Source organism: Actinoplanes sp. NPDC051343 (genome assembly GCF_044455125.1).
Lineage (GTDB): Bacteria > Actinomycetota > Actinomycetes > Mycobacteriales > Micromonosporaceae > Actinoplanes.
This window is the reverse complement of the sequence record NZ_JBITEL010000008.1, coordinates 114,692-140,103: the sequence shown is the minus strand read 5'-3', so window position 1 is coordinate 140,103 and position 25,412 is coordinate 114,692. Positions and strand designations below refer to the sequence as shown.

Annotated in this window: 21 protein-coding genes, 1 pseudogene and 1 riboswitch; of the genes and pseudogenes, 7 read left to right on the top strand and 15 right to left on the bottom strand. The window is 70.9% G+C overall.

Annotated features, from left to right (window positions below):
• Positions 1-11 precede the first annotated feature (11 nt).
• Positions 12-133: riboswitch (SAM riboswitch) on the bottom strand.
• A gap of 74 nt (positions 134-207) precedes the next feature.
• From ACIA5C_RS26215 to ACIA5C_RS26190, 6 genes and pseudogenes are all read right to left on the bottom strand, one after another.
• Positions 208-1,125, bottom strand: coding sequence for a GNAT family N-acetyltransferase (locus ACIA5C_RS26215; protein ID WP_396059034.1), 918 nt, complete (start codon positions 1,123-1,125; stop codon positions 208-210).
• Positions 1,126-1,173: 48 nt separating this feature from the next.
• Positions 1,174-1,932, bottom strand: coding sequence for an ABC transporter permease (locus ACIA5C_RS26210; RefSeq protein WP_396059032.1), 759 nt, complete (start codon positions 1,930-1,932; stop codon positions 1,174-1,176).
• Positions 1,933-1,985: 53 nt separating this feature from the next.
• Positions 1,986-2,663, bottom strand: a pseudogene (locus tag ACIA5C_RS26205) (ABC transporter ATP-binding protein); the annotation flags it as partial.
• Positions 2,664-2,708: 45 nt separating this feature from the next.
• On the bottom strand, positions 2,709-3,584 hold the full coding sequence (locus ACIA5C_RS26200; protein ID WP_396059030.1) for an ABC transporter permease: 876 nt from the start codon (positions 3,582-3,584) through the stop codon (positions 2,709-2,711).
• Entirely contained in the window at positions 3,581-6,289 is a 2,709-nt protein-coding gene (locus ACIA5C_RS26195; RefSeq protein WP_396059028.1) for an alpha/beta fold hydrolase, read from the bottom strand. Before ACIA5C_RS26195 ends, ACIA5C_RS26200 begins: the two co-directional genes overlap by 4 nt.
• 65 nt (positions 6,290-6,354) lie before the next feature.
• Entirely contained in the window at positions 6,355-7,044 is a 690-nt protein-coding gene (locus ACIA5C_RS26190; protein WP_396059026.1) for a hypothetical protein, read from the bottom strand.
• A gap of 85 nt (positions 7,045-7,129) precedes the next feature.
• Here ACIA5C_RS26190 and ACIA5C_RS26185 point away from each other — a divergent pair, with 85 nt between their 5' ends.
• Entirely contained in the window at positions 7,130-9,334 is a 2,205-nt protein-coding gene (locus ACIA5C_RS26185; protein WP_396059024.1) for an AAA family ATPase, read from the top strand.
• A gap of 3 nt (positions 9,335-9,337) precedes the next feature.
• On the opposite strand, the gene ACIA5C_RS26180 is transcribed toward ACIA5C_RS26185, so the two are convergent.
• Both ACIA5C_RS26180 and ACIA5C_RS26175 read right to left on the bottom strand, forming a co-directional pair.
• Positions 9,338-9,832 (bottom strand): YfbM family protein, encoded by a 495-nt coding sequence (locus ACIA5C_RS26180; RefSeq protein WP_396059022.1) that lies wholly within the window; start codon positions 9,830-9,832, stop codon positions 9,338-9,340.
• Between the two features lie 7 nt (positions 9,833-9,839).
• Positions 9,840-10,199, bottom strand: coding sequence for an ArsR/SmtB family transcription factor (locus tag ACIA5C_RS26175; protein WP_396059020.1), 360 nt, complete (start codon positions 10,197-10,199; stop codon positions 9,840-9,842).
• A gap of 57 nt (positions 10,200-10,256) precedes the next feature.
• Here ACIA5C_RS26175 and ACIA5C_RS26170 point away from each other — a divergent pair, with 57 nt between their 5' ends.
• Complete coding sequence (locus ACIA5C_RS26170; RefSeq protein ID WP_396059018.1) at positions 10,257-12,239, top strand: heavy metal translocating P-type ATPase; 1,983 nt, start codon at positions 10,257-10,259, stop codon at positions 12,237-12,239.
• Between the two features lie 494 nt (positions 12,240-12,733).
• Here the strand turns inward: ACIA5C_RS26170 and ACIA5C_RS26165 are convergent, their stop codons facing one another.
• The 4 genes from ACIA5C_RS26165 to ACIA5C_RS26150 form a co-directional block, all read right to left on the bottom strand.
• A complete protein-coding gene (locus tag ACIA5C_RS26165; protein ID WP_396059016.1) occupies positions 12,734-13,051 on the bottom strand; it encodes a DUF3263 domain-containing protein in 318 nt (105 codons plus the stop codon).
• An 84-nt stretch (positions 13,052-13,135) separates the two neighbouring features.
• The gene (locus ACIA5C_RS26160; protein ID WP_396059014.1) at positions 13,136-14,146 is read right to left on the bottom strand and encodes an ABC transporter permease subunit; all 1,011 of its coding nucleotides are present in this window, start codon (positions 14,144-14,146) and stop codon (positions 13,136-13,138) included.
• Positions 14,143-15,129, bottom strand: a complete 987-nt coding sequence (locus ACIA5C_RS26155) for an ABC transporter ATP-binding protein (RefSeq protein WP_396059012.1) — start codon at positions 15,127-15,129, stop codon at positions 14,143-14,145. Before ACIA5C_RS26155 ends, ACIA5C_RS26160 begins: the two co-directional genes overlap by 4 nt.
• Positions 15,130-15,252: 123 nt before the next feature.
• Positions 15,253-16,038: a DeoR/GlpR family DNA-binding transcription regulator gene (locus ACIA5C_RS26150; protein WP_396059010.1), complete on the bottom strand. Its 786-nt coding sequence runs from the start codon at positions 16,036-16,038 to the stop codon at positions 15,253-15,255.
• A gap of 209 nt (positions 16,039-16,247) precedes the next feature.
• Here ACIA5C_RS26150 and ACIA5C_RS26145 point away from each other — a divergent pair, with 209 nt between their 5' ends.
• Genes ACIA5C_RS26145 through nagA form a run of 3 tightly spaced genes read left to right on the top strand, consistent with a single transcriptional unit; the run spans position 16,248 to position 19,239 of the window.
• Positions 16,248-17,171, top strand: a complete 924-nt coding sequence (locus ACIA5C_RS26145; protein WP_396059008.1) for an SIS domain-containing protein — start codon at positions 16,248-16,250, stop codon at positions 17,169-17,171.
• Positions 17,168-18,142: an ROK family protein gene (locus tag ACIA5C_RS26140; protein ID WP_396059006.1), complete on the top strand. Its 975-nt coding sequence runs from the start codon at positions 17,168-17,170 to the stop codon at positions 18,140-18,142. Before ACIA5C_RS26145 ends, ACIA5C_RS26140 begins: the two co-directional genes overlap by 4 nt.
• Positions 18,139-19,239, top strand: coding sequence for an N-acetylglucosamine-6-phosphate deacetylase (gene nagA / locus ACIA5C_RS26135; protein ID WP_396059004.1), 1,101 nt, complete (start codon positions 18,139-18,141; stop codon positions 19,237-19,239). The genes ACIA5C_RS26140 and nagA overlap by 4 nt, the downstream gene beginning before the upstream one ends.
• On the opposite strand, the gene ACIA5C_RS26130 is transcribed toward nagA, so the two are convergent.
• Both ACIA5C_RS26130 and ACIA5C_RS26125 read right to left on the bottom strand, forming a co-directional pair.
• Positions 19,205-19,915 carry a phosphatase PAP2 family protein gene (locus ACIA5C_RS26130; protein WP_396059002.1) on the bottom strand — a complete coding sequence of 237 codons (711 nt, stop codon included), beginning with the start codon at positions 19,913-19,915 and terminating at the stop codon, positions 19,205-19,207. The genes nagA and ACIA5C_RS26130 overlap by 35 nt on opposite strands.
• A gap of 8 nt (positions 19,916-19,923) precedes the next feature.
• Complete coding sequence (locus ACIA5C_RS26125; RefSeq protein ID WP_396059000.1) at positions 19,924-21,300, bottom strand: trypsin-like serine peptidase; 1,377 nt, start codon at positions 21,298-21,300, stop codon at positions 19,924-19,926.
• Between the two features lie 117 nt (positions 21,301-21,417).
• Between ACIA5C_RS26125 and ACIA5C_RS26120 the strand changes: the two genes are divergently transcribed.
• Complete coding sequence (locus tag ACIA5C_RS26120; RefSeq protein WP_396058998.1) at positions 21,418-22,650, top strand: DUF4032 domain-containing protein; 1,233 nt, start codon at positions 21,418-21,420, stop codon at positions 22,648-22,650.
• Here ACIA5C_RS26120 and ACIA5C_RS26115 read toward each other — a convergent pair.
• On the bottom strand, positions 22,618-24,384 hold the full coding sequence (locus ACIA5C_RS26115) for an NAD-binding protein (protein ID WP_396058996.1): 1,767 nt from the start codon (positions 24,382-24,384) through the stop codon (positions 22,618-22,620). The two genes, ACIA5C_RS26120 and ACIA5C_RS26115, sit on opposite strands and share 33 nt — an antisense overlap.
• A gap of 87 nt (positions 24,385-24,471) precedes the next feature.
• Here ACIA5C_RS26115 and ACIA5C_RS26110 point away from each other — a divergent pair, with 87 nt between their 5' ends.
• Positions 24,472-25,392 carry a hypothetical protein gene (locus ACIA5C_RS26110; RefSeq protein ID WP_396058994.1) on the top strand — a complete coding sequence of 307 codons (921 nt, stop codon included), beginning with the start codon at positions 24,472-24,474 and terminating at the stop codon, positions 25,390-25,392.
• Positions 25,393-25,412: the final 20 nt, after the last annotated feature.

Genomic DNA, 25,412 nt, shown 5'->3' with positions numbered 1-25,412 from the left:
CGAGGCGTGTCCTCTCATCTTTCCCCGGCGGCGACCTGCCGAACGGGGACGGAATTAGCACCTGCCGCGCGTCAATGCGCGGTGGTTGCCGGGGCTTCGTCGGGCCGTATCCCTCTGCCCCTCTGGATGAGGTATTCAGTTGTTTCCCACACCTTACGCGGACGTTCCGGCTCCGCCACGGGTCGATCCCGAGGTGTGAGCCACACCTTAATCCGTCAAGATCGTCACGCAGCCGATATTAACGGTCAGCGCACGGTAACCAAGGCGCTCGTTGATCGCGACCATCGGTCGGTTGGCCTCGCTGTTGGCCGTGTAGGCGACGGTGGCGCCGGACCGGGCCGCCCGGTCGAGGGAGGTCCGCTTGAGAAGGCCCGCCAGTCCCATTCCGCGGAACTCGGGGACGGTCGCGGTCATGTCCGACCAGAGCCGGGTGCCGTCCCTCAGGAGCAGCGTGAAGGCGAGCACCCGGCCGCCCTGGACCGCGATCATGCTGGACCGCCGGTCGAGGTCGGGGTTGTCCCAGACCTCGTAGCGCCAGGTGTCGCGCGGGCTCGCGACGGCCGGGAGATCGCCGGGCTCGTCGGTTGCCGCCTCGCCGTCGGCCCGGTAGAGAGCTTGCTCGTCGACCTCGTACAGCGGGATCACGCGAAGGCCGTCCAGTGGCACAGGTCTGCGCGGGGCGGTGGCGCGCGGACGGTCGGACAGGTCGAGCGCTGAGTAGCGGATCTCGCGCGACGGCTGGAAGCCGTGCCGGCGGGCGAACGGCAGCGAGTCGGGCTGGGCGACCGTGCTGATGCGGCGGAGGCCGGCCGAACGCAAGTGGTCGGTCGCGGCTCGGTGGAGGGCGGTGCCCACGCCCCGGCGGCGGTGGTCCGGGTGGACGTGGAGCAGGGAGATCGCGCCGGCGTCGGTGGCCTCCGCCCGCGGGTTGCCGGAGGCGGCGACCCAGCCGATCACGCGGTCGCCGTCGGTGGCTACGAAGGCGGCCCAGGATTCGCCCGGCGGCGGGTTGGCGATCATGCGGGTGGTGGCGGCCACCCCGCGTACGAGATAGGGAAAGACCGTCTCGCGCAGGGTGACCACCGCTGGGGCGTCGGCCGGAACGGCCGGGCGAATTGTCGGCACGGCGATCAGGATGGGGGAAATCCATGGGTCCGACAACGCAATTCGGGGCTAGCGGCTCGGCAGCCGGAGGAAAGCGGCTCGGGACCAGAGGATGCCGACCAGCGAGAGGCCGATCGACCAGGCGACCGCGGCGATCCAGGTGGTGCCGACCGGAGTGCCGGTGAGCAGGGCCCGGAAGGTGTCGATGATCGGGGTGAAGGGCTGGTATTCGGCGAACCAGCGGATGCCCTTGGACATCGCGTCGGGGGAGACGAAGGCGCTGCTCACGAACGGGCCGAACTGGAAGAGCAGGGAGCTCGAGTTGGCGCCGGCCACGGTCTTGGCGACCAGGCCGAAGGCGGCGCACATCCAGCTCACCGCGAAGATGACCAGCAGGGCCAGGCCGCTGAATGCCAGCCAGTCGACGAAGGACGCCGACGGGCGGAAGCCGACCAGCAGCGCCACGCCGACCACCAGCACGAGGCTTGCCGCGGTGCGGATCAGGCTGCCGCCGACCTGGCCGGCCAGCACCGCGGTGCGCGGGATCGCCATCGTGCGCAGGCGGGCGATCACGCCCTCGCTCATGTCCTCGTTGATGTTGATCGCGGTGGCCGCGCCTCCGCCGCCGATCGCCATCATCAGGATGCCGGGGACGATGTAGTTGACGTAGGAAACGCCGCCGCCCAGGGCGCCGCCGAAGACATACGTGAAGAGCAGCAGCATCAGGCACGGGAAGGCGATGCCGCTGACCGTCATGAGCGGGAACCGGAGCATGTGCCGCATGTCGCGGCGGAGCATGGTGGCGGAATCAACGAGCACGTAGGTCATCGGATGCCCCCGGTGAGTGCGAAGAAGACGTCGTCGAGCGTGGACGCGGCGCCGACCGAGCTCTTGAGTTCGGCCGCGGTGCCGGTGGCGACCAGCACGCCGCGGTCGAGCAGCGCGATCCGGTCGGCCAACTGGTCGGCCTCGTCGAGGTACTGCGTGGTCAGGAAGATCGTCACGCCGTCGACCGCGACCAGTTCGCGGATGATCTCCCACATGGTGCGGCGGCTGCGCGGGTCGAGGCCGGTGGTCGGCTCGTCGAGGAAGATCAGCTTGGGGTCGCCGATCAGGGTCATGGCCAGGTCGAGGCGACGCTTCATGCCGCCGGAGTAGGCGTGTGCCGGCTTGTCGGCCGCGTCGGCCAGGTCGAAGCGCTGCAGCAGTTCGTCGACCCGGGCCGCGCCGGCCCGGCGGCCGAGGTGCCGCAGGTCGGCGATCAGGCGCAGGTTTTCGCGGCCGGTCAACAGCTTGTCGACGGCCGAGAACTGGCCGGTCACGCCGATGATTGTGCGGATTTCCGCCGGCGCAAGCCGCAGATCGTGCCCGTCGATTCTCACCTGCCCGTCGTCGAAGCCGACGAGCGTCGTGAGGATCTCCACCATGGTGGTCTTGCCGGCGCCGTTGGGGCCGAGCAGCGCGAACACGCTGCCCGCCGGCACGTCGAGGTCGATGCCGTCGAGGACGGTCTGCTTGCCGAATGACTTGTGGAGCCCGCTCACGGAGATCATACGCATACTCTACATACAAGTATGCGTATGCGCTACGTATAAAAGAGCGGGCTACGAAGTGATGTCCTTGCGGGTGAAGCGCCAGAAGGCCAGCGACCAGAACACCGTCGCGTAGAGGACCGCGGTGATCGCCCCTTTGACCAGGTCATCGACCTGCGGCGGGGTGGAGAGCAAGCCCAGCCAGGCCTCGCTGTAGTGGGTCGGCAGCACGTTGCGGATGCTGCCGAGCGCCGTGATCTGGTCGAGAATGCCGGAGAGGATCCACAGCAGCACCGCGCCGCCGACCGCGCCGAGCGCGGCGTCGGTCGACACCGACAACAGGAAGGCCAGGCCGGCCACGATCAGCATGGTGATCGCGAGGTACGCCATGATCCCCAGCAGCCGCACCACGCCCTGACCGGGCGGAATCGTGGCCGCCACGGTGCTGCCGAGCGGGTGCCACCCATAGCGCAGCGTGCCCGCCAGCAGCGCTGTCCCGCCAAGAATCAGCAGGGCGACCAGCGAGTAGAGCAGCGACACGATCAGCTTGACCGCGAGCAACCGGGCCCGCGGCACCGGGACAGCCAGCAGATAGCGCAGACTCCCCCAACTGGCCTCGCTGGCGACGGTGTCGCCGTTGAACAGCGCCACCACCACGACCAGCAGGAAACCCGACGAGACACCCAGGCAGCAGAGCGCGAAGTTGAGCCCGCTCGAGGTGGCCAGGTCGATCAGGCTGCCGAACGCGCCGCCGCCGTTGTTGTCGTCCGAGTTGCTGTCGCTGCCGAACTCGAACGCCACCAGGATGATCAGCGGCAGCACGAACATGAAGCCCAGCGCCAGCTGTGTACGCCGTCGCGTCGCCTGCCGCCGCACCTCGGCCAGGATGGACAGTGTCCGGGTGGGCCGATAGCCCACCGCACCTGTTCTGGCGAGCTCAGTGGTCATCGGTCTCCGCTCCCCTTCGAGTTGTCCCCGACCAGGGCCAGGAACGCATCTTCCAAACGCCGCCGGGGAACCACCCGGTCGACGTCCACCCCGGCCCGCACCAGCGAGGCGACCACCTCGGCGCGTGGCGTCCCGTTCATGTCGACGATCAGGCCGGACGGCCCGTCGGGAGTCACCGAGCGGACCCCGAGACCGGTCAGCACGCGCTCGGCGGCCGGCACGTCGGAAACCTCGATCTGCACCGAGGGCGACTCGCCGACGATCTCCTCGACCGGGCCGGACGCGACGATCCGGCCCTTGTTGACCACCACCGCGTGGGTGCAGGTCTGCTCGACCTCGGCCAGCAGGTGGCTGGAGACCAGCACCGCCCGGCCGTCGGTGGCGTACCGCCTCAGGACCCGGCGCATCTCGGCGATCTGCGGCGGGTCGAGCCCGTCCGTCGGCTCGTCGAGCACCAGCAGGTCCGGCAGCCCGAGCATGGCCTGGGCGATCGCCAGCCGCTGGCGCATGCCGTGGCTGTACTTCCTGGTCTTGCGGTGCACCGAGCCGCCCAGGCCGGCGATCTCGAGCGCCTCCTCGAAGTGCGCGTCGGCCTCCGGGCGGCCGGTCGCCGTCCAATACGCGCGAAGGTTTTCGTAGCCGCTCAGGTGCGGCAGGAAGCCGGGGCCCTCGACCAGCGCGCCGACCCTAGAGAGCACCGGCGAGCCCGGGGCCAGCCGGTGGCCGAAGACCAGTGCGTCGCCGGCGGTCGGCATGGTCAGCCCCATCAGCACCCGCAGCGTGGTCGTCTTGCCGGCGCCGTTCGGGCCGAGCAGGCCGACCACCTGGCCGGGTTCGACGGTGAAGCTGACCTCCTCGACCGCGACGAAGCCGTCCGCGTAGGCCTTGCGCAGGTTGCGGACGACCAGCGGGGTGCCGGCGAACTCGGCGATCGTCGGATCGTGCCGCTTACGCAGGCGCTGCCGGCGGATCAGCAGCACGACCGCCAGGCCGAGCGCGATGGCGACCAGCAGGCCGCCCAGCACCCAGCGCCAGATCGTCTCCGGGTCGGCGATCGGCGTGCCGACGACCGTCGGCAGGGTGACCGCGTCGCCGATCTGCACGGTGTAGGTCGCCGGGGCCGGCGGGGACAGGAACGCCTGATCGCTGGTGGCGACCACCACGCGTACGGTGTGTCCGGGATCGATCTGCCGCACGATCGCCGGAAGGGTGACCGTCGCCGGGGTTGCCTGCGCGATGTCGGCCGGCAGGCCGACGAGCCGGACCGGCGCGACCAGGCCCGCGCTCAGCGTCTCGGCGCCCGACTTGTCGACGTCGTAGAGCTTGACGAACAGTGTCGCCTCCCCGGTCGGCGAGGCGGCTTTCAGCTGGACCGTGGGCGCGCCGACGACGTCGATGGTGCTCGGCAGCGGCTTCGAGTCGAACGTGGCGAACTGCCCGGGGATGTCCGAGGCGACGCCGCCGAGCAGGGCGCTGAGGCGCCCGCCGACACCGGGCAGCGAACTCAGGGCGCCCGGATTGCCGTTCGGCGGGTTGGCGACCGGCTGCGCCGGTCCGGTGAGCGAGACCCGGGTCCGATCGGTTCCGGTTGTTCCCGGGTACGCCTTGGTCGAGTAGCCGCTGGTGACCAGGCCCCGGTCGACGGCGCTGAAGCCGGCCACCCGCGAGTAGGTGAAGTCCGTGTCGGGCGTCTTGCCGGTGCCCTTCACGTAGTGGTCGAGCCACTGCAGTGTGAGGAAGCGCGTCCGGTCCTGGTCATTCTGCGGGCCGAGACCACCGTCGTGGCCTCCGGTGAACCAGGCGACCCGCACCGGGGTGCCGGCGGCGGCGATCCCGCGGGCGTTCGCGTCGGCCTCGGAGAGCGGGAACAGCGTGTCGACCGCGCCCTGTATGAGCAGGGTCGGGGCCTTGATCTGGCCGAGGACGGTGTCCGGGCTCGACTTCCGCAGCAGGGCGAGCGTGGCGTCGTCGGGGGTGCCGCTGGTGGCGAGCTTGAGGTAGGCCGCGCACACGTCGGCGGCGAACCGCCCGCAGGCCGGCGTGCCCTGTTGCTCGGTTCCGGGTTGGCCCGCTGCCGCGCCGTTGCCGAAGAACAGTCCGGCCCAGCCCTTCTTGAACACCCCGGTCGCGCTGCTGTCGGCCGACTGGGGCAGGAACGAGCGGCCGAGATCGTTCCAGGTGATCTGCGGCACGATCGCGTCGACCCGGTGGTCCTTACCGGCCAGCAGCAGTGACAGCGCGCCGCCGTAGGAGCCGCCGACCGCCGCCACCCGCGGGTCGCCGGTGCCGTCCAGCTTGATCTCCGGCCGGGCGGCCAGCCAGTCGACCAGTCGCTGCGCGTCGGTGACCTCGTAGTCGGGGCTGTCCAGGTGGATCTGGCCGCCGCTGCGCCCGAAGCCCTCCGCGGTCCAGGTCAGCACCGCGTAACCGTGGTCGGCGAGGGACTCGGCGTCGCTGCTCACCGAGTCTTTCGTGCCGCCGAAGCCGTGCGCGAGCAGCACCGCCGGGACCCGTCCGCCGCGGTCGCGAGGCAGGTAGTAGCGGGCGTCGAGGGCCACCGGCTGGTTGCCGTCCGGGCCGGTCATCACGTTGATCATGAGGTTGCGGGCGGTCCAGCCGGGCCGGTCCGGCCAGGCCGCCCAGCCGACCAGAGCGGCGACGAGCACGAGCGTTATCGAACCGGCGACGACGCGGCGTTTCGTCATTTTTGGGGGTCTGACCATGCCGCCAAAGCTAATCGGCGACTTCTGAGCTTCGCCTGTGAAGGCTCTCAGCAGCCGGGTGCGCCGGTCTGCAGGATCGATGCGGGGCCGGCCTCGACCGCCGTCACCTTGCCTCCGGCAAGGCGGAACAGCAGGGCGAAATCGCCGGTCGGTGCGTACCAGGCCCGGCCGGAGGTCACGCTTCCGTTCGGGTACGCGGACTTCACGCTCGCCTCGCTCGACCCGACCTTGATCCCGGCCGTCGTCTGTACGGCCGCGCTGGTGATCTTGACGTGCTGGATCTTGCCCTTGGCCAGGAACAGCGTCGGGCTGCCCCACTTGGCGACGCCACTGCCCGAATCGCAGCCGGTCACGCCGCTCTTCACCGGGCCGATGAGCTTGGCCGTGGTGAGCGCGGCCTCCTCCTGGCCGATCGTGTAGGGGCCGATGCCGACGGCGTTGATCTGGGTGCCGGTGGAAAGCGTCTGCGGGTGACCCTTGACCGCGCCGGCCGGATCGGTCGGGGCGGCCGGCTGGTTGCCGGTGTCACCCGCTGTCCCGGTCGGCGGCCCGGTCGGCGGCGCAGTCGGCGGCGCAGTCGGCACGGCCGGCGCGCTGGTGCCCGCGCTCCCGGTCGGCGCGCTCGCGCTCGCCACCGGCTGGGCTTGCGGGGCTGGGCGATCATCCTTGTCGCGGCTGCAGGCGGCAAGGCCGGCCACCACGAGCACAATTGCCGGGACGACGAGACGATGCCTCATGCTCTCCAACCCATGCTCCCTCATCGACTCCTTCATCGGCGATACCGTGTGACCCTAGGACAAACGTGCATACGGAGGCACCTCGGTGGCTGACGAATTGACGCTGACCGTGACATTGCGGCCGGCCGCCCTCGACGCCCGCCGCGGCATCGTGCGGCTGCATCCCGAGGTCATGGCCGCCCTGGCCATCAACCCGGGCGACGCCGTACGCCTCACCGGCACCCGCACCACCGCCGGCCTGGCCGCGCGCGCCGAGGCCGGCGCAAGTCGTGCCCTTCTGTACGCCGACGACCTCACCCTGGGGAACCTCGGCATGCGCGACGGCGGCCAGGTCCGGGTCACGCCGCTGCCCGTGGTCGCCGCTCAGCGGGTCACGTTGACCGGGCCGGCCGAGATCGTCGCCGTGGTGTCGCCGGAAATGCTGCGCCTGGCGCTGCTCGGCAAGGTCGTCAGCACCGGCGACGACGTCTCGCTGATCCCGCAGGACGTGGTGCCCGAGGCGGCCAACCGGTCGCTGGTCGAGTCGGCCCGGCGCTCGCTGGCCAACCGGGTCGGCTACGGATGGACGAGCACCCTGCTGTCCGTGCTCTCGATCGAGGGCGCCGACGCCGCTCTGGTCACGATGGACACCGTGGTCGGGTGGGAGTCGTCGTACACGACTGCCCCTTCGTCGGCCGCGGCCGCCCGCCCGTCCGCGCCCGCCTCGACCGATCCCGAGGTGCCGCCGCCCAGCCTCGACGACCTGCCCGGCCTGCGGGCCCAGGCCAAGGAACTGGAGGAACTGCTCGACCTCGGCTTCCACCACGGCGAGGTGCTGGCCCGAATCGGCACCAAGGTCTCCCTCGGTGTTCTGATCACCGGGCCTTCCGGCTCCGGCAAGTCGGCCCTCGTACGCGCGGTCGCCGCCCAGGTCGGCGCCCGGGTGTTCCCGGTCTGGGCGCCGGAAATGGCCGCCCTGACCAACGACGCGGCCGCCACCCGCCTGCGCGGCCTGGCCCGCGACGCCCGCGGCGCCGGCCCCGCGGTGCTGCTCTTCTCCGACGTCGAGGCGCTCGCCCCACGCGACGAACCGGGCCCGCTCGCCACCGTCTTCCACCAGCTGATCGAGGAGACGGTCCGGGCCGGGGTGGCCGTGGTGTGCACGACCAGCCGGCCCGAGTCGGTGGACCGTTCGCTGCGCGCACCCGACCTGCTCGCGGTCCAGCTGGCCGTGCCGCTGCCCGATGCCGCGATGCGCCGCGAGCAGCTGGTTGTGCTCACCCGGGGCATGCCGCTGGCCGAGGACGTGCGGTTGGATGACGTCTCCGGGCGTACGCCCGGTTTTGTCGCCGCCGACCTCGGCGCCCTGGCCCGCGAGGCCGGCGTCCGCGCCGCCCTGCGGCAGAAGGACGCCGAATCCCCCACCGTGACCATGGCCGACTTCGAGGCCGCCCTCGACGTGGTCCGGCCCACCTCGATGGCCGACTCGACGCTCGAGGTCGCGGCGGTCACCCTCGACGACGTCGGCGACATGGTCGAGGTCAAACAGGTGCTGACCGAGTCGGTGCTGTGGCCGCTCACCTACCCCGACACGTTCGCCCGGCTGGGCGTCTCCCCGCCCCGCGGCGTGCTGCTCTACGGGCCGCCCGGCTGCGGTAAGACGTACCTGGTGAAGGCGATCGCCGGCACCGGCAAGGCCAACGTGCTGTCGGTCAAGGGCGCCGAGCTGCTGAGCAAGTGGGTCGGCGACAGCGAGCGGGCCGTACGCGAACTGTTCCGCCGGGCCCGCGAGGCCGCACCCACCCTGGTCTTCCTCGACGAGGTAGACGCCCTCGCCCCGACCCGCGGCCAGGGCACCGACGGTGGCACCGCCGACCGCGTGGTAGCTGCGTTGCTGACCGAACTGGACGGCGTCGAAGACCTCCGCAACGTCGTCGTCATCGGAGCCACCAACCGGCCCGACCTGATCGACCCGGCCCTGCTGCGTCCAGGCCGCCTCGAGCGCCTGGTCTACGTCCCGCCGCCGGACGCCGACGCCCGCACGGCCATCCTCAAGGCGGCGGCCAAGGCGGTCCCGCTGGATCCGTCGGTCGACCTGGCGGTGCTGGGCGCCTCGCTGGACGGCTTCTCGGCGGCCGACTGCGCGGCCCTGATCCGCGAGTCGGCCCTGGCCGCGATGCGCGACTCCCTGGAGGCCACCACGGTCACCGCCGACAACGTGGCGTCGGCCCGCGCCCGGATCCGTCCCTCCCTCGACCCGTCCCAGGTCGCGTGGCTCGCGACGTACGCTTCGACGCACCAGCCCGGCTGAGCCCTACTGGTCGACGGTGAAGACCACCGAACGGCCGCCCTCGGCGGCACGCCGGTAGAACTCCCGCACGTCCTGCAGGTAGTGCCAGGTGTACTCGAAGTCCTCGTCGCCCAGCTCGCCCTGGTAGTCATCGGGGTCGATGGCGTCGTACCGCGCCCGCAGCCACCCCTCGTCGACCTCGTCGAGCGCCGCCGCCACTCCGGCCACCTGCTCGGCGAGGACGTGCGCGACCACGTACTCCTCGCCCTCGTAGTGGTGGCCGCCGCCGAGCACCACCAGCTCGAGCGGGCTGCCGCTCTGCCGCCCCAGCCGCAGGGTGCCGTCACCGAGGCAGCGGTGCATGGCATCCCAGGCTTTGTCCACTTCGCACAGCCAGTCCCAGTCCCAGTCACCCTCGACCTCGGCGACGAAGTCCCGGACCTCGTCGTCGTCCCGGGTGGCAACCAGCGCCGCATCCTGCGACGCGCTCAGCGCGAACAACACCCCACGGCAACCCACGGCGGCATCATAGAGACCGATGTGAGGCCTTCTCGGGTCCGGTGCTTGCCGGGTCGATGTGGTCGACGTGGTGGAGGGCCTGGGCGAGCAGCCGGCGGACGTGGTCGTCGGCCGCCGAGTAGTACATGAAGGTGCCCTGCCGGCGGGCCGTCACCAGGCGGGACATGCGCAGCTTGGCCAGGTGCTGGCTGACCGCCGTCGGGGAGGTGCCGGCCAGCTCGGCCAGGCAGGCGACCGACGACTCGCCCTGGAGCAGCGCCCACAGCACCTTGATGCGCGTCGGGTCGGCCAGCAGCCGGAACGTCTCGGCGGCGAGGTCGACCTCCTCGTCGTCGGGCATGTCGAAGTCGGCCAGCCTGTCATGCATATCTCAGAGCCTAACTGAGTACGTATCTGCGTATCTGCGCAGGTATGCTTTCGACCCGTGGTGACAGAGGAAAGAACCCGACCGGCCGCGCCGGCCCCCGCGCCCGCCCGATCGGCCCGGCGGCCGGTGCCCGAGGTGCGCTGGGCGGCGATGGCGGCCACGCTTTTCGTGGCCGGCCTGCTCGCCCAGCTGGTCGGCACCCCGGCCTGGTGCTGGTGGACGCTCTACCTGGGCTGCTACGCCGCGGGCGGGTGGGAGCCGGGCTGGGCGGGAGTGCAGGCGCTGCGGGAGCGGCGGCTCGACGTCGACCTGCTGATGGTGTTCGCGGCGGTCGGCGCGGCCGCCATCGGGCAGGTCCTCGACGGGGCGCTGCTCATCGTCATCTTCGCCACCTCGGGCGCCCTGGAGGCGGTCGCGACGCGGCGGACCGCGGACTCGGTCCGGCGCCTGCTCGACCTGGCGCCCGAGTACGCCAACCGGCTCACCGCGGACGGCGAAGAAGCCGTCCCCGCGGCCGACCTGCAGGTGAGCGACGTGATCGTGGTCCGCCCCGGTGAGCGCATCGGCGCCGACGGCCACGTCGTCGACGGTGTCAGCGAAGTCGACCAGGCGAGCATCACCGGTGAGCCGCTGCCCGTCGACAAGCGGCCGGGTGACGACGTGTTCGCGGGCACGGTCAACGGCACCGGCGCCTTGCGGATCGTCGTCAGCCGCCCGGCCGCGGACAGCGTCGTCGCACGGATCGTCGCCCTCGTCGAGCAGGCGAGCGCCACCAAAGCCCGCACCCAGCTGCTCGTCGAAAGGGTCGAACAGCGCTACTCGATCGGCATGGTCGCCGCCACCGTCGCCCTGTTCGTCATTCCGCTGCTGCTCGGCGCCGACCTGCAGCCGACCCTGCTGCGGGCGATGACGTTCATGATCGTGGCCTCGCCCTGCGCGGTCGTGCTGGCGACCATGCCGCCGCTGCTGTCCGCGATCGCCAACGCCGGCCGGCACGGCGTGCTGGTCAAATCGGCGGTGGTCATGGAACAGATCGGCCAGGTCACCCGGGTCGCCTTCGACAAGACCGGCACACTCACCGAGGGACGGCCGCGGCTCACCACCGTCCAGCCGCTGCCCGACGCCGGACTGAACGCATCGGAGCTGCTCGCCTTGGCCGCCTCCGCCGAAGAACCCTCGGAGCATCCGCTCGCGCGGGCCGTGGTCGCCGCCGCGCGCGCGAAAGGCCTGCGTCTGCAAGCCGCCGAGGACTTCTCCTCCACGCCCGGCCGCGGCGTCACGGCTCGGGTCGGCGGACGCATCGTCCAGATCGGACGCCCGGGCTCCCAGGATGACGCCACGACGATCGAACACCGCGGGGAAACGGCCGTCGTGGTCGCGCTCGACCGGCGACCGGTCGGCGTCCTCGGCTTCGCCGACCGGCTCCGGCCCGAGGCGGCGGCGACGGTCGAAGCGCTGGCCGCTATGACAGCCGCCGCGCCGATCCTGCTGACCGGCGACAACGCTGCCGCAGCCGGCCGCATCGCCGCCGGCACCGGCGCCGGCACGGGCCTCGGCACGGGCCTGGGCACGGGCCTCGGCACGGGCCTCGGTCTCGGCCTCGGCCTCGGCGAGGTGCACGCCGGGCTGCTCCCGGACGGCAAGGTCGAACACGTCAACCGGCAGACGGCCGCCGGTCATCGGCTCCTGGTCGTCGGCGACGGCGTCAACGACGCCCCGGCCCTGGCGGCCGCTCACACGGGCGTCGCGATGGGCCGCTCCGGCTCGGACCTGAGCGTCGCCACCGCAGACGCGGTCATCGTCCGCGACGAACTGGCCGCCCTCCCGGCCGTGATCCGCCTGTCCCGCCGAGCGCGCCGCCTGGTCGTCGTGAACCTGGTGGTTGCGGCCACGTTCATCGCCGTACTTGCCGGCTGGGACCTGTTCGGCCATCTGCCGCTGCCCCTGGGCGTGGCCGGCCACGAGGGCTCCACCGTGATCGTCGGCCTCAACGGGCTTCGCCTGCTGCGGGACACTGCTTGGCGGCCGGAGCGCCGATAGAGCGCGGCCAGGACCGCCGGTCCCTGGTGTAGACGTCGATCTCGTAGGCGGTGTCGCCGACGACGTCGTGAATCTCGACCCGTCGCCTCGCGGAGGGTGCGCGCGGTGAAGACGGCGGGAGTCGGGCAGGCCGCCGGCTACTCACGCGGCATCGTCACCATCACTTCGGAAGCCGCGACGTTCGAGAGGCGCGACGGACTCTTCCGCGGCTGTTGGAAGGAGGCCGACGGCTCGATCCGTGCCGGCGTGGGCGCGGCGGCTACGGCGGGTGGCGCTGGTCGTGTTGGCCGGCCGAACCCCGCCCATCGCCGGCGGGTGTGAGTGGGCCTGGATTCCCAGCAGACCCGGCTGGGCGCCACTCAACGCCGGCGAGCGTGGATGGGCCGGGGCTCCCAGCAGACCCGGCGTGGCGCTACTCAACGCGGCTCGGCACCGAAGACCGCTCCCGATGGCCGAGCTCACCCGGGTCCGTGGATTATGAACTTGGCGCCCACTCACCGTCGGCGGGTGCGGGCCCTCGTGGAGCGCAGGCGGCGGAGGCGGCCGACCAGGACCGGGTCGTGTTCCAGGGCGACCGGGTTGTCGAGCACCGCGTTGAGCAGCTGGTAGTAGCGCGTAGACGACAGCGCGAACGTGTCGCGGATCGCCTGTTCCTTGGCGCCGGCGTGTTTCCACCAGCGTGCCTCGAACGCCAGGATCTGCTGTTCGCGGTCGGACAACGCCGGGGCGACGGTTTCCGATTTTTCCGGTGAGGGGGAATTGTCGGCCGGGCGCGGGGTCGGGATGTGCTGCTGGTCCTCGGCGGGTTGCATGGCACTCCCAGAAAGCACAGATGTACGAGCGGACGCCAGCATAATGGCCACCGTCCGCCCCTCGCATTCCCGGCCGACGTTACATCACGTTATGTCCCGCCTACGAATAGTCCACAAAGCAGCCCCCACAATGACGACAAAGGCGATTGCCAGCGCGGAGCCCGCCATGTGCCACGTGATCGTGAAGGTGTCCGGCTCGCAGCCGTTGGTGCCCGAGAAGTTGCAGGAGTTGTAGTCCTCGACGACGAACTTCTGCTTCATCCAGGCCTCGATCCAGAGCGGGATCAGGTACGCCTGCGAGAACTTGACCTTCGCCAGTGCCAGCGCCGTGCCGAGGCCGAACTGGAAGACGATGACCAGGCCGATCGCGACGCCGAGCGCCATCGCGGTGTGCCGCCCGATCGAGGCCAGCCCGAAGCCGAGCGCGCCCGCGACGACGACCAGGGCCAGGCCGCGGGCCTCCATGAGTCCCAGCGACTTCCAGGCGCCGGCGGTCATCCCGTCGGTGGTGCCGCGATACTTGGCGACCAGCGTGAAGATGCCGGTCCAGGCGGCCGACAAAAGCACGGTCAAGCTGGTCAGGCTGACCAGGAAAGCGAGCAGTTTGGCGCACAGAACGCGCAGCCGTTGGGGGCGCCAGAGCAGCAGGTTGGCCATGCCGCCGCTGCTCCATTCGGCGCCGACGAACGATGCCCCGATCACGAAACCGACCACTGACAGCAGCGCGGCCAGGGTGGTGACCAGGTCGGGGAACTTCTTGCGGAAGTCGAACGTCGGCGGCAGGTACCACCGCGCTTCGAAGTTGTCCTCGGTCGGGACGCCGAGGTCGTCGCAGTTCGACGGGTACGACGAGGCGTCCGGGGTGCCCTTGGCCGCCACGCACTTCTGCTTGTAGGCGGTCGCCTCGTCGAGGCTGCGCTGGTAGTCGGCGTGCGCCTGGGCCTTCGCGTCGGCCGTCTGGGCCGGGCCGATCTGCTGGTTGGTGGCGAACATGGCGATCGCGATCGCGGCCAGCACGAGCACCGCACCGAGCGTGAAATAGCGGGTGAATCGGCGCTTGACCAGGCGGCGGGTTTCCGCGGCGTACAGGCTCACTCGCCCCACCCGCCCCCGGCCGGAGCCATCGCGGTCTGGTCGACTTGACGGTTGCGGCCCTCGACCGGCGCGGTGCCGGTCAACTGAAGGAAGACACTTTCCAGATCGGCGGCGAGCGGCGTCAGCTCGTACACATAAATTTGCTGCTGCGAAAGCAGGCGGGTTATCTGAGCCGGATTGCCGGCGTTTCCGACCACGAAGTGGTCGGCCTCGACCGTGATCTCGGCGCCGTTGGTGCGGAGCAGGCTGACCGCGGGGCGCATGTCGACGCCCGGCTCGAGCCGCACCTTGACCGACGACGACTCGTGCTGGGCGAGCACGTCGGCGACCGAGCCGTAAGCGACCCGCTTCCCGCTCGAGATGATGGTGACCGAGTCGCAGATCAGCTGGATCTCCCCGAGGATGTGGCTGGACAACAGCACGGTCATGCCCTGCTCGGAGAGCGTGCGCATCAGCGTCCGCATCTCGCGGATGCCGCCCGGGTCGAGGCCGTTCGCCGGCTCGTCCAGAACCAGCAGCGCCGGCTCCTTGAGCAGCGCCGACGCCACCGCGAGCCGCTGCTTCATGCCGAGCGAATAGGTCTTGACCCGATCCTTTGCCCGTTCCCGCAACCCGACCAGTTCAAGCACCTGGAAGACCCGGTTGTGGTCGACCCCGCCGGCGTCGGCGAGCAGCGTCAGCGTGTCCTTGGCGGTGAAGTTGCCGAAGAATTGGGGGCTCTCCACGATCGCCCCGACCCGGCCCGCCACTTCGGGCAACTGTTCCGGCACGTCCCGGCCGAGGATGGCCATGCGGCCACCGTTGGGGCGGATCAGCCCGAGGAGCGTACGCAACGTGGTCGTCTTGCCGGACCCGTTGGGCCCGAGAAACCCGTGCACCTGCCCGGCTTCGACGACCATGTCGAACCCGTCGAGGGCCCGGCGCTCCCCTTTACGGCCGCGATAGGTCTTTCGAAGACCAGAGATCTCCAGTACCGCTGTCATTCGCGAGACTCTAGATAACCTCGTCAATATCTAATAGTCGGTGAACGCAGCGGAATCGACCCTTGACTCATCGTCGATATGACCATTTTTGGACAGCACGATCTCGACGCGGGAATGGAGCGACTAGGCCGAGATGACCTCGACGCCGGCCTCGCGGAAGGCGGCGATCGTGGCCGGCGGGGCGCCCGAATCGGTTACCAGGGTTTCGATGCGGGTGATCGGGCAGATCCGGGCGAACGCGTGCCCGCCCAGCTTGGACGAGTCGGCGATGACCACGACGCGTTTGGCCCGGGCGACCATCAGGCTGTTCATCGCCGCCTCGCCCTCGTGGTGGGCGGCCGCGCCGAGTTCGACGTCGAGCGCGTCGACGCCGAGCAGCACGATGTCGAGCGTGACCTCCTTGAGCAGCGCCCCGCCCAGCGGTCCGACCAGCTCGTACGACTGGGGGCGCACCACCCCGCCGGCGACCACGATCTTCATGCGGGAGCGTACGAGCAGCTCGTTGGCGATGTTGAGCGCGTTGGTGACCACCGTGAGCTGGGAGCCTTCGCCGCCCGCGTTCAGGTCGGCCCGCACCGCGAGGGCTCGCGCCACCTCGGTCATCGTCGTGCCGCCGTTGAGGCCGACCACCGTGCCCGGCTCGACCAGGCGGGCGGCCGCCTCCCCGATGCGCTGCTTCTCGGCCGAGTGCTTGGCGCTCTTGTAGCGCAGCGGCAGGTCGTACGACACGCCGTTGGCGACCGCGCCGCCCCGCGTACGGGTGATCATCTGCTGCTGGGCGAGCTGGTCGAAGTCGCGGCGGATGGTGGCCTGGGAGACGTCCAGGCGGTCGGCCGCGTCCTCGACGCTGACCCGGCCGGTCTCGGCCAGTAACTCGAGCAGGGCATTCCACCGCGCGTACCGGTCCACTCGTCACCCCCTGCTGCTCGCTCCGTGATAAGTGTGTGCACATTAGTGCGCGAAAGCCCCCCAAAGCAAAGGCAAGGGGTGCGCAGAAGAAAATCAGGCTGTTGCATCCACGCCGACGCTCCACGCAGAATGACGCTCGAAAGTGCCGAGAACCGAGCGCTTATGCGCACGGGCGGGGGAAGCGCGGCGAGACCACGGAGGGGTGGCCCATGACGTTCGTCAAGGAGGAGATCGCCAGCCAGCCCGACTGCTGGCGCCTGGCGGCCAAGGCGGCCGACGCGCCGGGCCTGCCCCGCACGGGCGAACGGGTGGCGGTGGTCGGTTGCGGCACGTCGTGGTTCATGTCCAGGGCGTACGCGGCGCGGCGCGAGAGCTTCGGCCAGGGTGAGACCGACGCCTTCCAGGCTTCTGAGTTCCCCCGCGGGCGGCGGTACGACCGGGTCGTCGCGATCACCCGCTCCGGCACCACGACCGAGATCGTCGATCTGCTGCGCGAGCTGGACGACCGCACGCCGACGACCGTGCTGACCGCCGATGCCGCCCAGCCCGCCGCCGCCCTGGCCACCGACACCGTCGTGCTCGACTTCGCCGAGGAGCGGTCGGTCGTGCAGACCCGGTTCGCGACCAGCGCGCTCGCCCTGCTCCGGGCCCATCTCGGCGAGGACATCGACCCGATCGCGTCCGACGCCGAGGTCGCGGTGCGGGTGCCGCTGCCGGTGCACCCGGCGCTGGCCGAGCAGATCACCTTCCTCGGCCGCGGCTGGACGGTCGGCCTGGCCGAGGAGGCCGCGCTGAAGTGCCGGGAGGCCGCCGCCTACTGGACCGAGGCGTACCCGGCGATGGACTACCGGCACGGCCCGATCGCGATCGCCGGGCCGCGCCGGGTGGTGTGGGCGTTCGGTGACATCCCGGCCGGGCTGGCCGACGACGTGGAGGCGACCGGGGCGCAGTTCGTGCACAGCCGGCACCACGGCGGCTACGGCTCACTCGGCAAGTGGTGTGGCGGCCGGGCCCCGATCGATCCGATGGCCGACCTCGTGCTCGCCCAGCGGGTCGCGGTGCTGCTCGCCACCAGCCAGGGTCTCGACCCGGACCACCCGCGTCACCTGACCCGCTCGGTTGTCCTGACATGAGCGAGCCGGTCGTCGTCGCCCTGGACGTCGGCGGAACCGGCATGAAATGCGCCCTGGTCCGCCCGGACGGCATCGTTCATCACTCCGAGCGTCATCCGACCCTGGCCGAGCGCGGGCCGGAGGCGGTCACCGCGCACATCCTCGACGTCGCGGCCGGGCTGGCCGGGCGGGCGCGCGCGGACGGTCTCGAGCCGGTCGCGGTCGGCGTCGCCGTGCCGGGCGTGGTCGACGAGGAAAACGGGGTAGCGGTCTGGTCCTCGAATGTCGGCTTCCGCGACGTACCCCTGAAGGCCCTTATCTCGCAGAAGCTGGGCCTGCCGGCCGCGCTCGGCCACGACGTACGCGTGGGCGGCATCGCCGAGGCCCGCCTCGGCGCCGGACGCGGGCAGCGACATGTCCTGTTCGTCGCCATCGGCACGGGCATCGCGGCGGCGTTCGTGCTCGACGGCGCCGGATACGCTGGGGCGCACGGAGCAGCGGGCGAGGTCGGGCACATCATCGTGCGGCCGGGCGGCACGCCGTGTGCGTGCGGCGGCCAGGGGTGCCTGGAGGCGATCGCCTCGGCCCGGGCGATCGGCCGCCGTTATGCCGAATTATCGGGGATCTCGGGCACGACGGCTCTGGATGTCGTCACCCGGGCCGCCGACGGCGAACCCCTGGCCGAAACGGTCTGGAACGAGGCCGTGGACGCGCTCGCCGACGGTCTGGTCACCTGCCAGGGCCTCTACGACGTCAGCGTGCTCGTGCTGGGCGGTGGGCTGGCCGAGGCGGGCGACGCCCTGCTGACACCGGTGCGGAACGCCTTCGAGCAGAAGATCACGTTCCATCGGATGCCGGAGATCGTGCGGGCCGAACTGGGCGACGTCGCGGGCTGCCTGGGCGCCGCGTTGCTCGCCCTCGACCACCTCGCGGACGCCCCGCCGGCCGGGCTTCGCAACACCAAGCACACGCCCGGGGAGGGCTCAGCATGACACGGATCAGCGGCCGGATCGTCCGCCCGGGAGCCGTCGTGCCCGGGCACGTCGAAGTCGACGGGCCGGCGATCCTCGAGGTGACCGGGGACGAGCGGCACGCCGGCGACGACGTGATCGTCCCCGGCTTCGTCGACCTGCACTGCCACGGCGGCGGCGGCCACTCGTTCACGCTCGGCGACCCCGGCGCGGCCCGGGGCGCGGCCGCCTTCCACCTCGGCCACGGCACCACGACGATGCTCGCAAGCCTGGTCAGCTCCCCGTTCGAGCTGATGCGTGACGCGGTCACCGCCTTCCGCCCGCTCGTCGAGGCCGGCGTGCTCGCGGGTGTGCACTTCGAGGGGCCCTACCTCTCGGGCGCGCGCTGCGGCGCGCAGAACCCGGAGTTCCTCCGGGACCCGTCGGTGGACGAGCTGGGTGCTCTGCTCAAGCTTGCGGAAGGCACCGTACGCATGGTGACGATCGCCCCCGAACTCCCCGGCGCCCTGGAAGCGATCTCGTTCCTGCGCGACCAGGGCGTGCTCGCTGCGGTCGGGCACACCGACGCGGCGTACGAGCAGGCGCGCGCCGGTATCGCGGCCGGCGCGACCGTCGGCACCCATCTGTTCAACGGCATGCGTCCGATCCACCACCGCGAGCCCGGCCCGGTGGTCGCCCTGCTCGACACCCCGCCGGCCGTCTGCGAACTGATCGCCGACAACATCCACCTGCATCCGGGCGCGCTGGCGTTCGCGGCCCGTGCCACCGGCCCCGACCGCTCGATGCTGGTCACCGACGCGATGGACGCGGCCGGGATGCCGGACGGCGAGTACGAGCTGGGCGGCCAGGAAGTCGTGGTGGCCGACCGGGTGGCGCGGCTGGCCCGCAACGGCTCGATCGCCGGCAGCACCCTGACCATGGACGCGGCGCTGCGCAACACGGTGGCGGCCGGCATCTCGCTGCCCGACGCCGTGGCGATGGCCTCGACCACCCCGGCCCGGCTGCTGGGACGCGGCGACGAGTTCGGCGCGATCGAGGCCGGCCTACGCGCCGATCTGGTGGTGTTGTCGAAAGACCTCGAGGTCAAACGCGTGATGCGGGCCGGGGAATGGCTCTGATCGGCCCGTTCCACCGCGGCAGGAAGCCGAGCGGGATCGAGTCCCACGGAATCCGGTCGATCAGGCGGGTCAGGAACAGGCCGAGCAGCACACCCGCGATCGAGTCGGTCAGCCAGTGGAAGCCGGTGTAGATCGTCGTGGCGAAGAGGATCGCGACCGGCAGGACCCGGATGAGGAACCACTCCCGGCCGGTCAGCGGGCGGCCCAGCAACGTGGCCACGAGCAGCGCGATCACGCCGTACCAGACGAGCGAGTTGCCCATGTGGCCGGACGGATAGCTCATCGCCGCCGCCCCGGTGGCGTGCGGGTTGAACATCTCGGTCTTGTCCGGGCCCTGGAAGCGGGGAGCGGCCCGGTCCGCCCAGATCTTGAGCGGGCCGATCGTGATGTAGGTGAGCAGGAACGCCGCGACGAACGGGAAGATCGCGCGCACCGAGCGGGTGCGCCAGGTCAGCCACGCGGTCAGGATGATCGATACCGGCATCAGCAGCTGGCCGCCCTGCCCCAGATAGTTGAGGACGCGGGCGGTCCAGTAGATCGGCGCCGGCTGGTGCGCGAACGCCCAATCGGCCACCTGCTGGTCCCACACCAGCAGGTGGCCGTTGATCAGGACGGCCGTCAGCGCGGCGAACGCCGCGACCAGGAGCAGGTCGATCAACCACCATTTTCGGGACACGCCTAAAACTAGAGGAGCTTGGCGAGCTTGGCCGCGAGCAGGTCGGCCCGGACGCCCGAGTTGGGACAGCCGCCGAAGTGGTGCAGCGCCACCACCTTGTTGGTCTTGCGGGAGATCACCGGGGAGCCGGAGGAGCCTCCCTCGGTGTCGCAGAGGTACGAGACGTCCGAGCCGGCCGTGTATCCGGTGTAGTTGGGGTCGATGACCGAGCAGTTGCCGGCCTTCTCGCCCAGCGAACCGGCGATGCGGGTCGGCTCGCCCGCCGGGTGCTGCGGCACGTAGAGCTCCTGGCCCTTGGCCGGGCGCGCGGTGTCGAGGGCCAGATAGCCGAACTTCTGGATCGTCGCGAAGTTGCCGACCGAGAAGAGCGTGTAGTCGTAGGTGTGGTCGGTGGACAGCACCTGCGAGCCCCACACCTTGGTCGGCTGGAAGACGTCGTAGCCGCCGCACGTCGCGCACTGGTAGTTGAACCACACCTCGGTGTCGTAGGCCTCGGCCGACGTGGTGAAGCAGTGGTTGTTGGTGAGCATGCGGTTCTTGGGGCCGACGCGCCAGCCGGTGCACAGCTCGGTGCCGTTGATCAGGAGCCGGGCGATCGCCTTCGACTTGGTGTAGGCGACCGGGTCGGACGACTTGTAGCAGGCCGCGTCCTTCGAGGTGTCGGTGCCGCAGACCGACTCCTCCTTGCCGGTGCGGGTGGGCGGAAGCATCTGGTCCTCGGGCTCGGCCTGGAGCTGCTGGCGGGTGAAGCCCTTGGCGACCTGGTCGACGCCGACACCGAGGTTGCCGAGCACGTTGCTGACGACGTTGCCGGCCGCCCGGTGCATTTCCAGCACGGCGCTGTCACCGGTGACCGACATCGCCCACTTGTCAGCCGTGGCCGAGGTGGAGTCGTAGCGGTAGGACTCGGTCTTCGACGGGTTCGAGACGGTCACGTAGTCGCCGGGCAGCATCGCCATCCGGTCGAAGTGGAGCTTGACGTACGACGCCCCGGGGTAGGTGAACGACTCGGTCTCCGGGCCCCCGGCGAGATTTCCAAGCAGCTTGTCGACGTGCAGCAACTCGCCGACCCGCTGACGGCCGCCGTCGGCCACCGTTGCCGATTCGGGGAGTGCTTCGGTCGTACGGGAAGAGGCCGCGACCGGTGCGCTGACCTTTCCGGTTTCCTTGACCGGCGGGTCGGACGCTTTCGCGCCCGGAGCCGGAGAAACTACCTCGGGTGCCTTCGCGACCGCGGCCACCGGCTTGCGCGAAATGTCCGGTTCCTGCCACGTGCCGACCGGCTTACCGTCGCCCGAGGCGTAGTTGAGCGCCGCCGCACCGGAGGAACCGGCGAGCACCAGGGCGGCACACACCCCCAGGACAATGCCTGTCTTACGTCGCATTTCGCTTCCGCCATTCGCGTCATATCAGGGACAGATCGACTGTTCCGGCGACTTTGCTTGTGTGTAACGAGCCACGTGCGGCGGCGACGCGCGCTCACGAACAGGCACACTTAGGCGGTGCGAATCACCTCCGCCCTCGTCGACCCGGCGCTGCTGGATCTGCCGTGGGCCGTCCCGCTCGAGGAGTGGCCGGCGGACCACCTCGTGGCCCTCCCGCAGGGCATCTCCCGGCACATCGTGCGGTTCGTCAAACTCAACGACGTCGTCTACGCCCTGAAGGAGACCCGCGAGCGCATCGCGGAGAAGGAATACGACCTGCTCCGCGCCCTGGAACGGATCGACTTCCCGGCCGTCGAAGCGGTTGCCATCGTCACCGACCGGCAAGATCCTTCCGGTGAGGCGCTCGAGACCGTGCTGATCACCCGGCACCTGCAGTTCTCGCTGCCCTACCGCGCGCTCTTCTCCCACGTGCTGCGCCCGGAAACGATGAACCGGCTGCTCGACGCGCTCGCCGCACTGATCGTGCGCATGCACCTGACCGGGTTCTCGTGGGGCGACTGCTCGCTGTCCAACACGCTGTTCCGGCGCGACGCCGGCGCGTTCGCGGCCTACCTGGTCGACGCCGAGACCGGCAACCTCTATCCGAAACTCTCCGAGGGCCAGCGCAGCGAGGACATCGAGATCCTCCGGCTCAACATCTTCGGCGAGTGCCTCGACCTGCAGGCGGCCGAACTCCTGCACGAGTCGATCGACCCCGAGGCGGTGGTCGACGACATCGTGGCGCGCTACGACCGGCTGTGGCACGAGGTGACGTACGAGCAGGAGGTGCCGTCCCGCGACGCCCGGCACGACATCGAGCGGCGCATCCGGCGGCTCAACGAGCTCGGGTTCGACGTGGCCGAGGTCGACATGTCCACGGTGGACGGCGGCATCCGGGTGCGGCCCAAGGTCGTCGACGCGGGCTATCACACCCGCCGGTTGCTGCGGCTGACCGGCCTCGACGCCGAGGAGAACCAGGCCCGGCAGCTGCTCAACGACCTCGACACCTATCGGGCCGAGAGCGACCTCACCGACGAGCAGCAGGCGGCCCACCGCTGGCTGACCGAGGTCTTCGAACCGGTCGTGCGGGCGGTGCCGGCCGGCATGCGCAACAAGCTCGAGCCGCAGGAGATCTTCACCCAGATCATCCAGCACAAGTGGTTGCTCTCCGAGCAGGCCGGACGCGACGTCGGCATGGCACCGGCCGTGCAGTCGTACCTCAACGACATCCTGGCCAACAAGCCCGACGAGCAGGCCGTGCTGGGCACGACGGTCGAGTCACTGAGCGGGGTCGAGGCGGGGCTGCTCTAGCGGCGGTGTCGCCTGCTCGACCAGCCGCCGCAGGCCCGCGCGGCGGGCCACCACCACGACCTCGTCGCCCGCCGCGAGCACCCGGCGGTGGTCGGCGGTCCAGTCGACCCACTCCGAGCCGGCCTGCGACATCGCGATCACCCGGGCGCTCTCGGGGCGGTCGGCCCGCCCGAGCGGGGCGCCGTCGAGCTCCGATCCTCCCAGCACCTTGACCGCGGCGACCAGCAGCGCGTGCCGGTCGACCGGGATCGTCGCGAGCACCTCGCGCTCCAGCATCGCGGCGGCGAACGCGGGCGCACACAGGCGGGAGACGCTCCGTGAGATGTTGATATTGAAGGCGTCCTGCACCCGGCGGGCGAAGTCGTCGTCGAACAGCCGCAGCACCACCCGCAGATCGGGCCGGACCGCCCGCGCGTGCAGGGCCGCCTGCAGGTTGACCGCGTCGTCCGTGGACAGCACGACCAACGCCTTGCAGGTCTCGATCGAGGCCTCGTGCAGCGTCTCCTCGCGGGACGCGTCGGCCACGATCAGCGGCACGCCGAGCTGCTCGGCCGCGTGCGCGCCGCGGGCATCCGGCCGCTTGTCGATCGCCACCACGTCGACGCCGAGGTCGGTCAGCTGGCGCAGCACACGGGTGCCGACGTTACCCAGACCGACCAGCACGATGTGGTCGGCGTGGACACTGTGTATCTTGTTGCTGTTCATCGCCAGCCGGGTCCGTACCACGCCGTCGACCACCGCGGCGGTGATCAACGGAAGCAGCGCGACACCGGAGATGGCCAGCACCAGTTGGGCGGCCTGGGCGAGCGCCGACCGGCCGGGCTCCACATCGGATGATCCGATCGCGGTCAGCAGCGAGACGTAGATCGACCGCCAGAGCCCCTGCACGTCGGTCAGGTGGGCCAGCAGACTGCCGGCCAGCGCGGTGATCGCGACGGTGGCGAGCACCGCGATGCCGAGCTTGCGGCTCAGGCCGGCCCGGATCGCCCGGCCCGCGCCGAGCAGGCTCCGCCGCCGGCGGCCGGTGCGGGCGAGGCGGCGAGCGGTGACGGCCTGCGCGTTGTTGCGGCCCGGCCCCTCGGCCAGGACCAGGTCGGTTCCGGCCTCCTGGCCCGGGTTCGGGAGGACGCTGGCCTTCGTGGCCAGGGTCAGAACGATCTCGTCGGCCGCCACGTCACCGCGACGTGCGACGTAGAGCGTGCGCCCGGCATGACGGAAGTGGGTGGGCGCCACCTCGCCCAGGGCCGACGCGACGAAGGCGGGTGCGGCCATCGCGGCGTCCGACATCACGGCGCAGTCGGCGAAGAGCTTCTTCACGCCGTGCCCCAGGCTGGTGTTGAACATCCGCACCACGAGGCGGAGGTCGCCCTCGACCGCGCGGGCGCAGAGCGCCGCGTGCAGATTGACCATGTCGTCGGGCATGACCAGGGCGAGCGCGGCCGCACCGGCCAGGCCGGCGTCGCGGAACGCCCGCTCGTCGAGGCGCTCGGCGTGGATCACGCGCACACCCCGGGCGCGCAGGTCGCCGAAGTCGGGCACGTCCGGCTTGACCTCGGGAGGCGTGATCACCGTGAGCCGGATGCCGGGCCCCGCGTTGGCCAGTTCCTCGGCGAGCGTATAGACCAGCGCATCGGATCCGCACACCACGAAATGCGCGCGGGAGTCACCGTTGCGCTCGCGCAGCCGGGCCACCAGGGACCGCCGCATGACCTCCTTGGACGGTTCGGTTCCCACGCCGCGAGAGTAGTCGGCCGGAACCCCTCGGCGGGGCCACTCGTTTCCCTTCCGATGCTTTCGCCCGAATTGTTCTGGAGGAGATCAGTGCTCAAGTTGTGGTACGCCGGAGCGGCGGTAGCGAGCGGGCTCATCCTGTTCGCCGCGTCCCCTGCCCGGGCCGACGAACAGCCCACCTCCCCCCAGCTGCTGCCCGGCAACTCGGTCGCGCCGCCGTTCGGCGACCTGCTCTCCGGGGCCGGCGGCTACGCGCTCAACTCGGTGCGCGGCGCTTCTTCCGCGGCCTCTTCCGCGGCCTCTTCCGCGACCTCTTCCGCGACCTCGTCCGTGGCCCGGGAAACCACGAACGGCCTCGACCGCGTACGCCGCCCGACCAACAACCTCCACGTGACCGTCCCGCTGGACGGCAGCCGGCCGCTGACCCAGGTGCAGCCTGGAGACAACTCGCCGGCGCTGCTGCCGCGGTCGGCCCGCGACCAGCCCCCGGCCAACGCCACCGGGCCGTTGCTGCCGCAGACCTCGGTCAACGACGGGGCCGGCCTGCTCGGCGGCTTTGCACTGCTCGACGGCCTGTCGCCGAGCGGGCAGCCGCAGTCGCCGTTCGATCCCTCGTTCGGCGACCTGCCCTCCTTCGACGGCCCCACGGTCGGTGAAACCGAAAGCAGGCCGATGCTCGGCGGACTGCTGCCCGACCCCGGCACGCCGTCCGCTCCGGCGATCCCGTCGGCCCCGGGCATCCCGTCCGCTGCGGGCATCCCGTCCGTCACCGACCTGAGCGGCCTGCCCGCCGGCGGCATGGCCGTGCTCGCACCGGCCATCTCCGGCCACCACAAGGCCAAGCCCGCCGCGACGCCGGCGGCCGACCCGTCCTCCACGCCGTCGATCCCGTCCACCCCGTCCTCCGGGCCCGCCGACCCGCGCCTCCACGAGGAGCCGATCGACCCGAGCGAGCGCACCTTCTCCCCCGACACCCGACCGGTGGCCGGCATCGACCAGCAGTACAAGTAGGACATTTCGGCCCGCCCCGA

Coding starts and splice junctions, on each gene's coding strand:
- ACIA5C_RS26210 (WP_396059032.1), bottom strand. CDS start 1,932: ATGACCTACGTGCTCGTTGATTCCGCCACCATGCTCCGCCGCGACATG.
- ACIA5C_RS26200 (WP_396059030.1), bottom strand. CDS start 3,584: ATGACCACTGAGCTCGCCAGAACAGGTGCGGTGGGCTATCGGCCCACC.
- ACIA5C_RS26195 (WP_396059028.1), bottom strand. CDS start 6,289: ATGACGAAACGCCGCGTCGTCGCCGGTTCGATAACGCTCGTGCTCGTC.
- ACIA5C_RS26190 (WP_396059026.1), bottom strand. CDS start 7,044: ATGAGGCATCGTCTCGTCGTCCCGGCAATTGTGCTCGTGGTGGCCGGC.
- ACIA5C_RS26175 (WP_396059020.1), bottom strand. CDS start 10,199: ATGCATGACAGGCTGGCCGACTTCGACATGCCCGACGACGAGGAGGTC.
- ACIA5C_RS26165 (WP_396059016.1), bottom strand. CDS start 13,051: ATGCAACCCGCCGAGGACCAGCAGCACATCCCGACCCCGCGCCCGGCC.
- ACIA5C_RS26155 (WP_396059012.1), bottom strand. CDS start 15,129: ATGACAGCGGTACTGGAGATCTCTGGTCTTCGAAAGACCTATCGCGGC.
- ACIA5C_RS26145 (WP_396059008.1), top strand. CDS start 16,248: ATGACGTTCGTCAAGGAGGAGATCGCCAGCCAGCCCGACTGCTGGCGC.
- ACIA5C_RS26140 (WP_396059006.1), top strand. CDS start 17,168: ATGAGCGAGCCGGTCGTCGTCGCCCTGGACGTCGGCGGAACCGGCATG.
- nagA (WP_396059004.1), top strand. CDS start 18,139: ATGACACGGATCAGCGGCCGGATCGTCCGCCCGGGAGCCGTCGTGCCC.
- ACIA5C_RS26125 (WP_396059000.1), bottom strand. CDS start 21,300: ATGCGACGTAAGACAGGCATTGTCCTGGGGGTGTGTGCCGCCCTGGTG.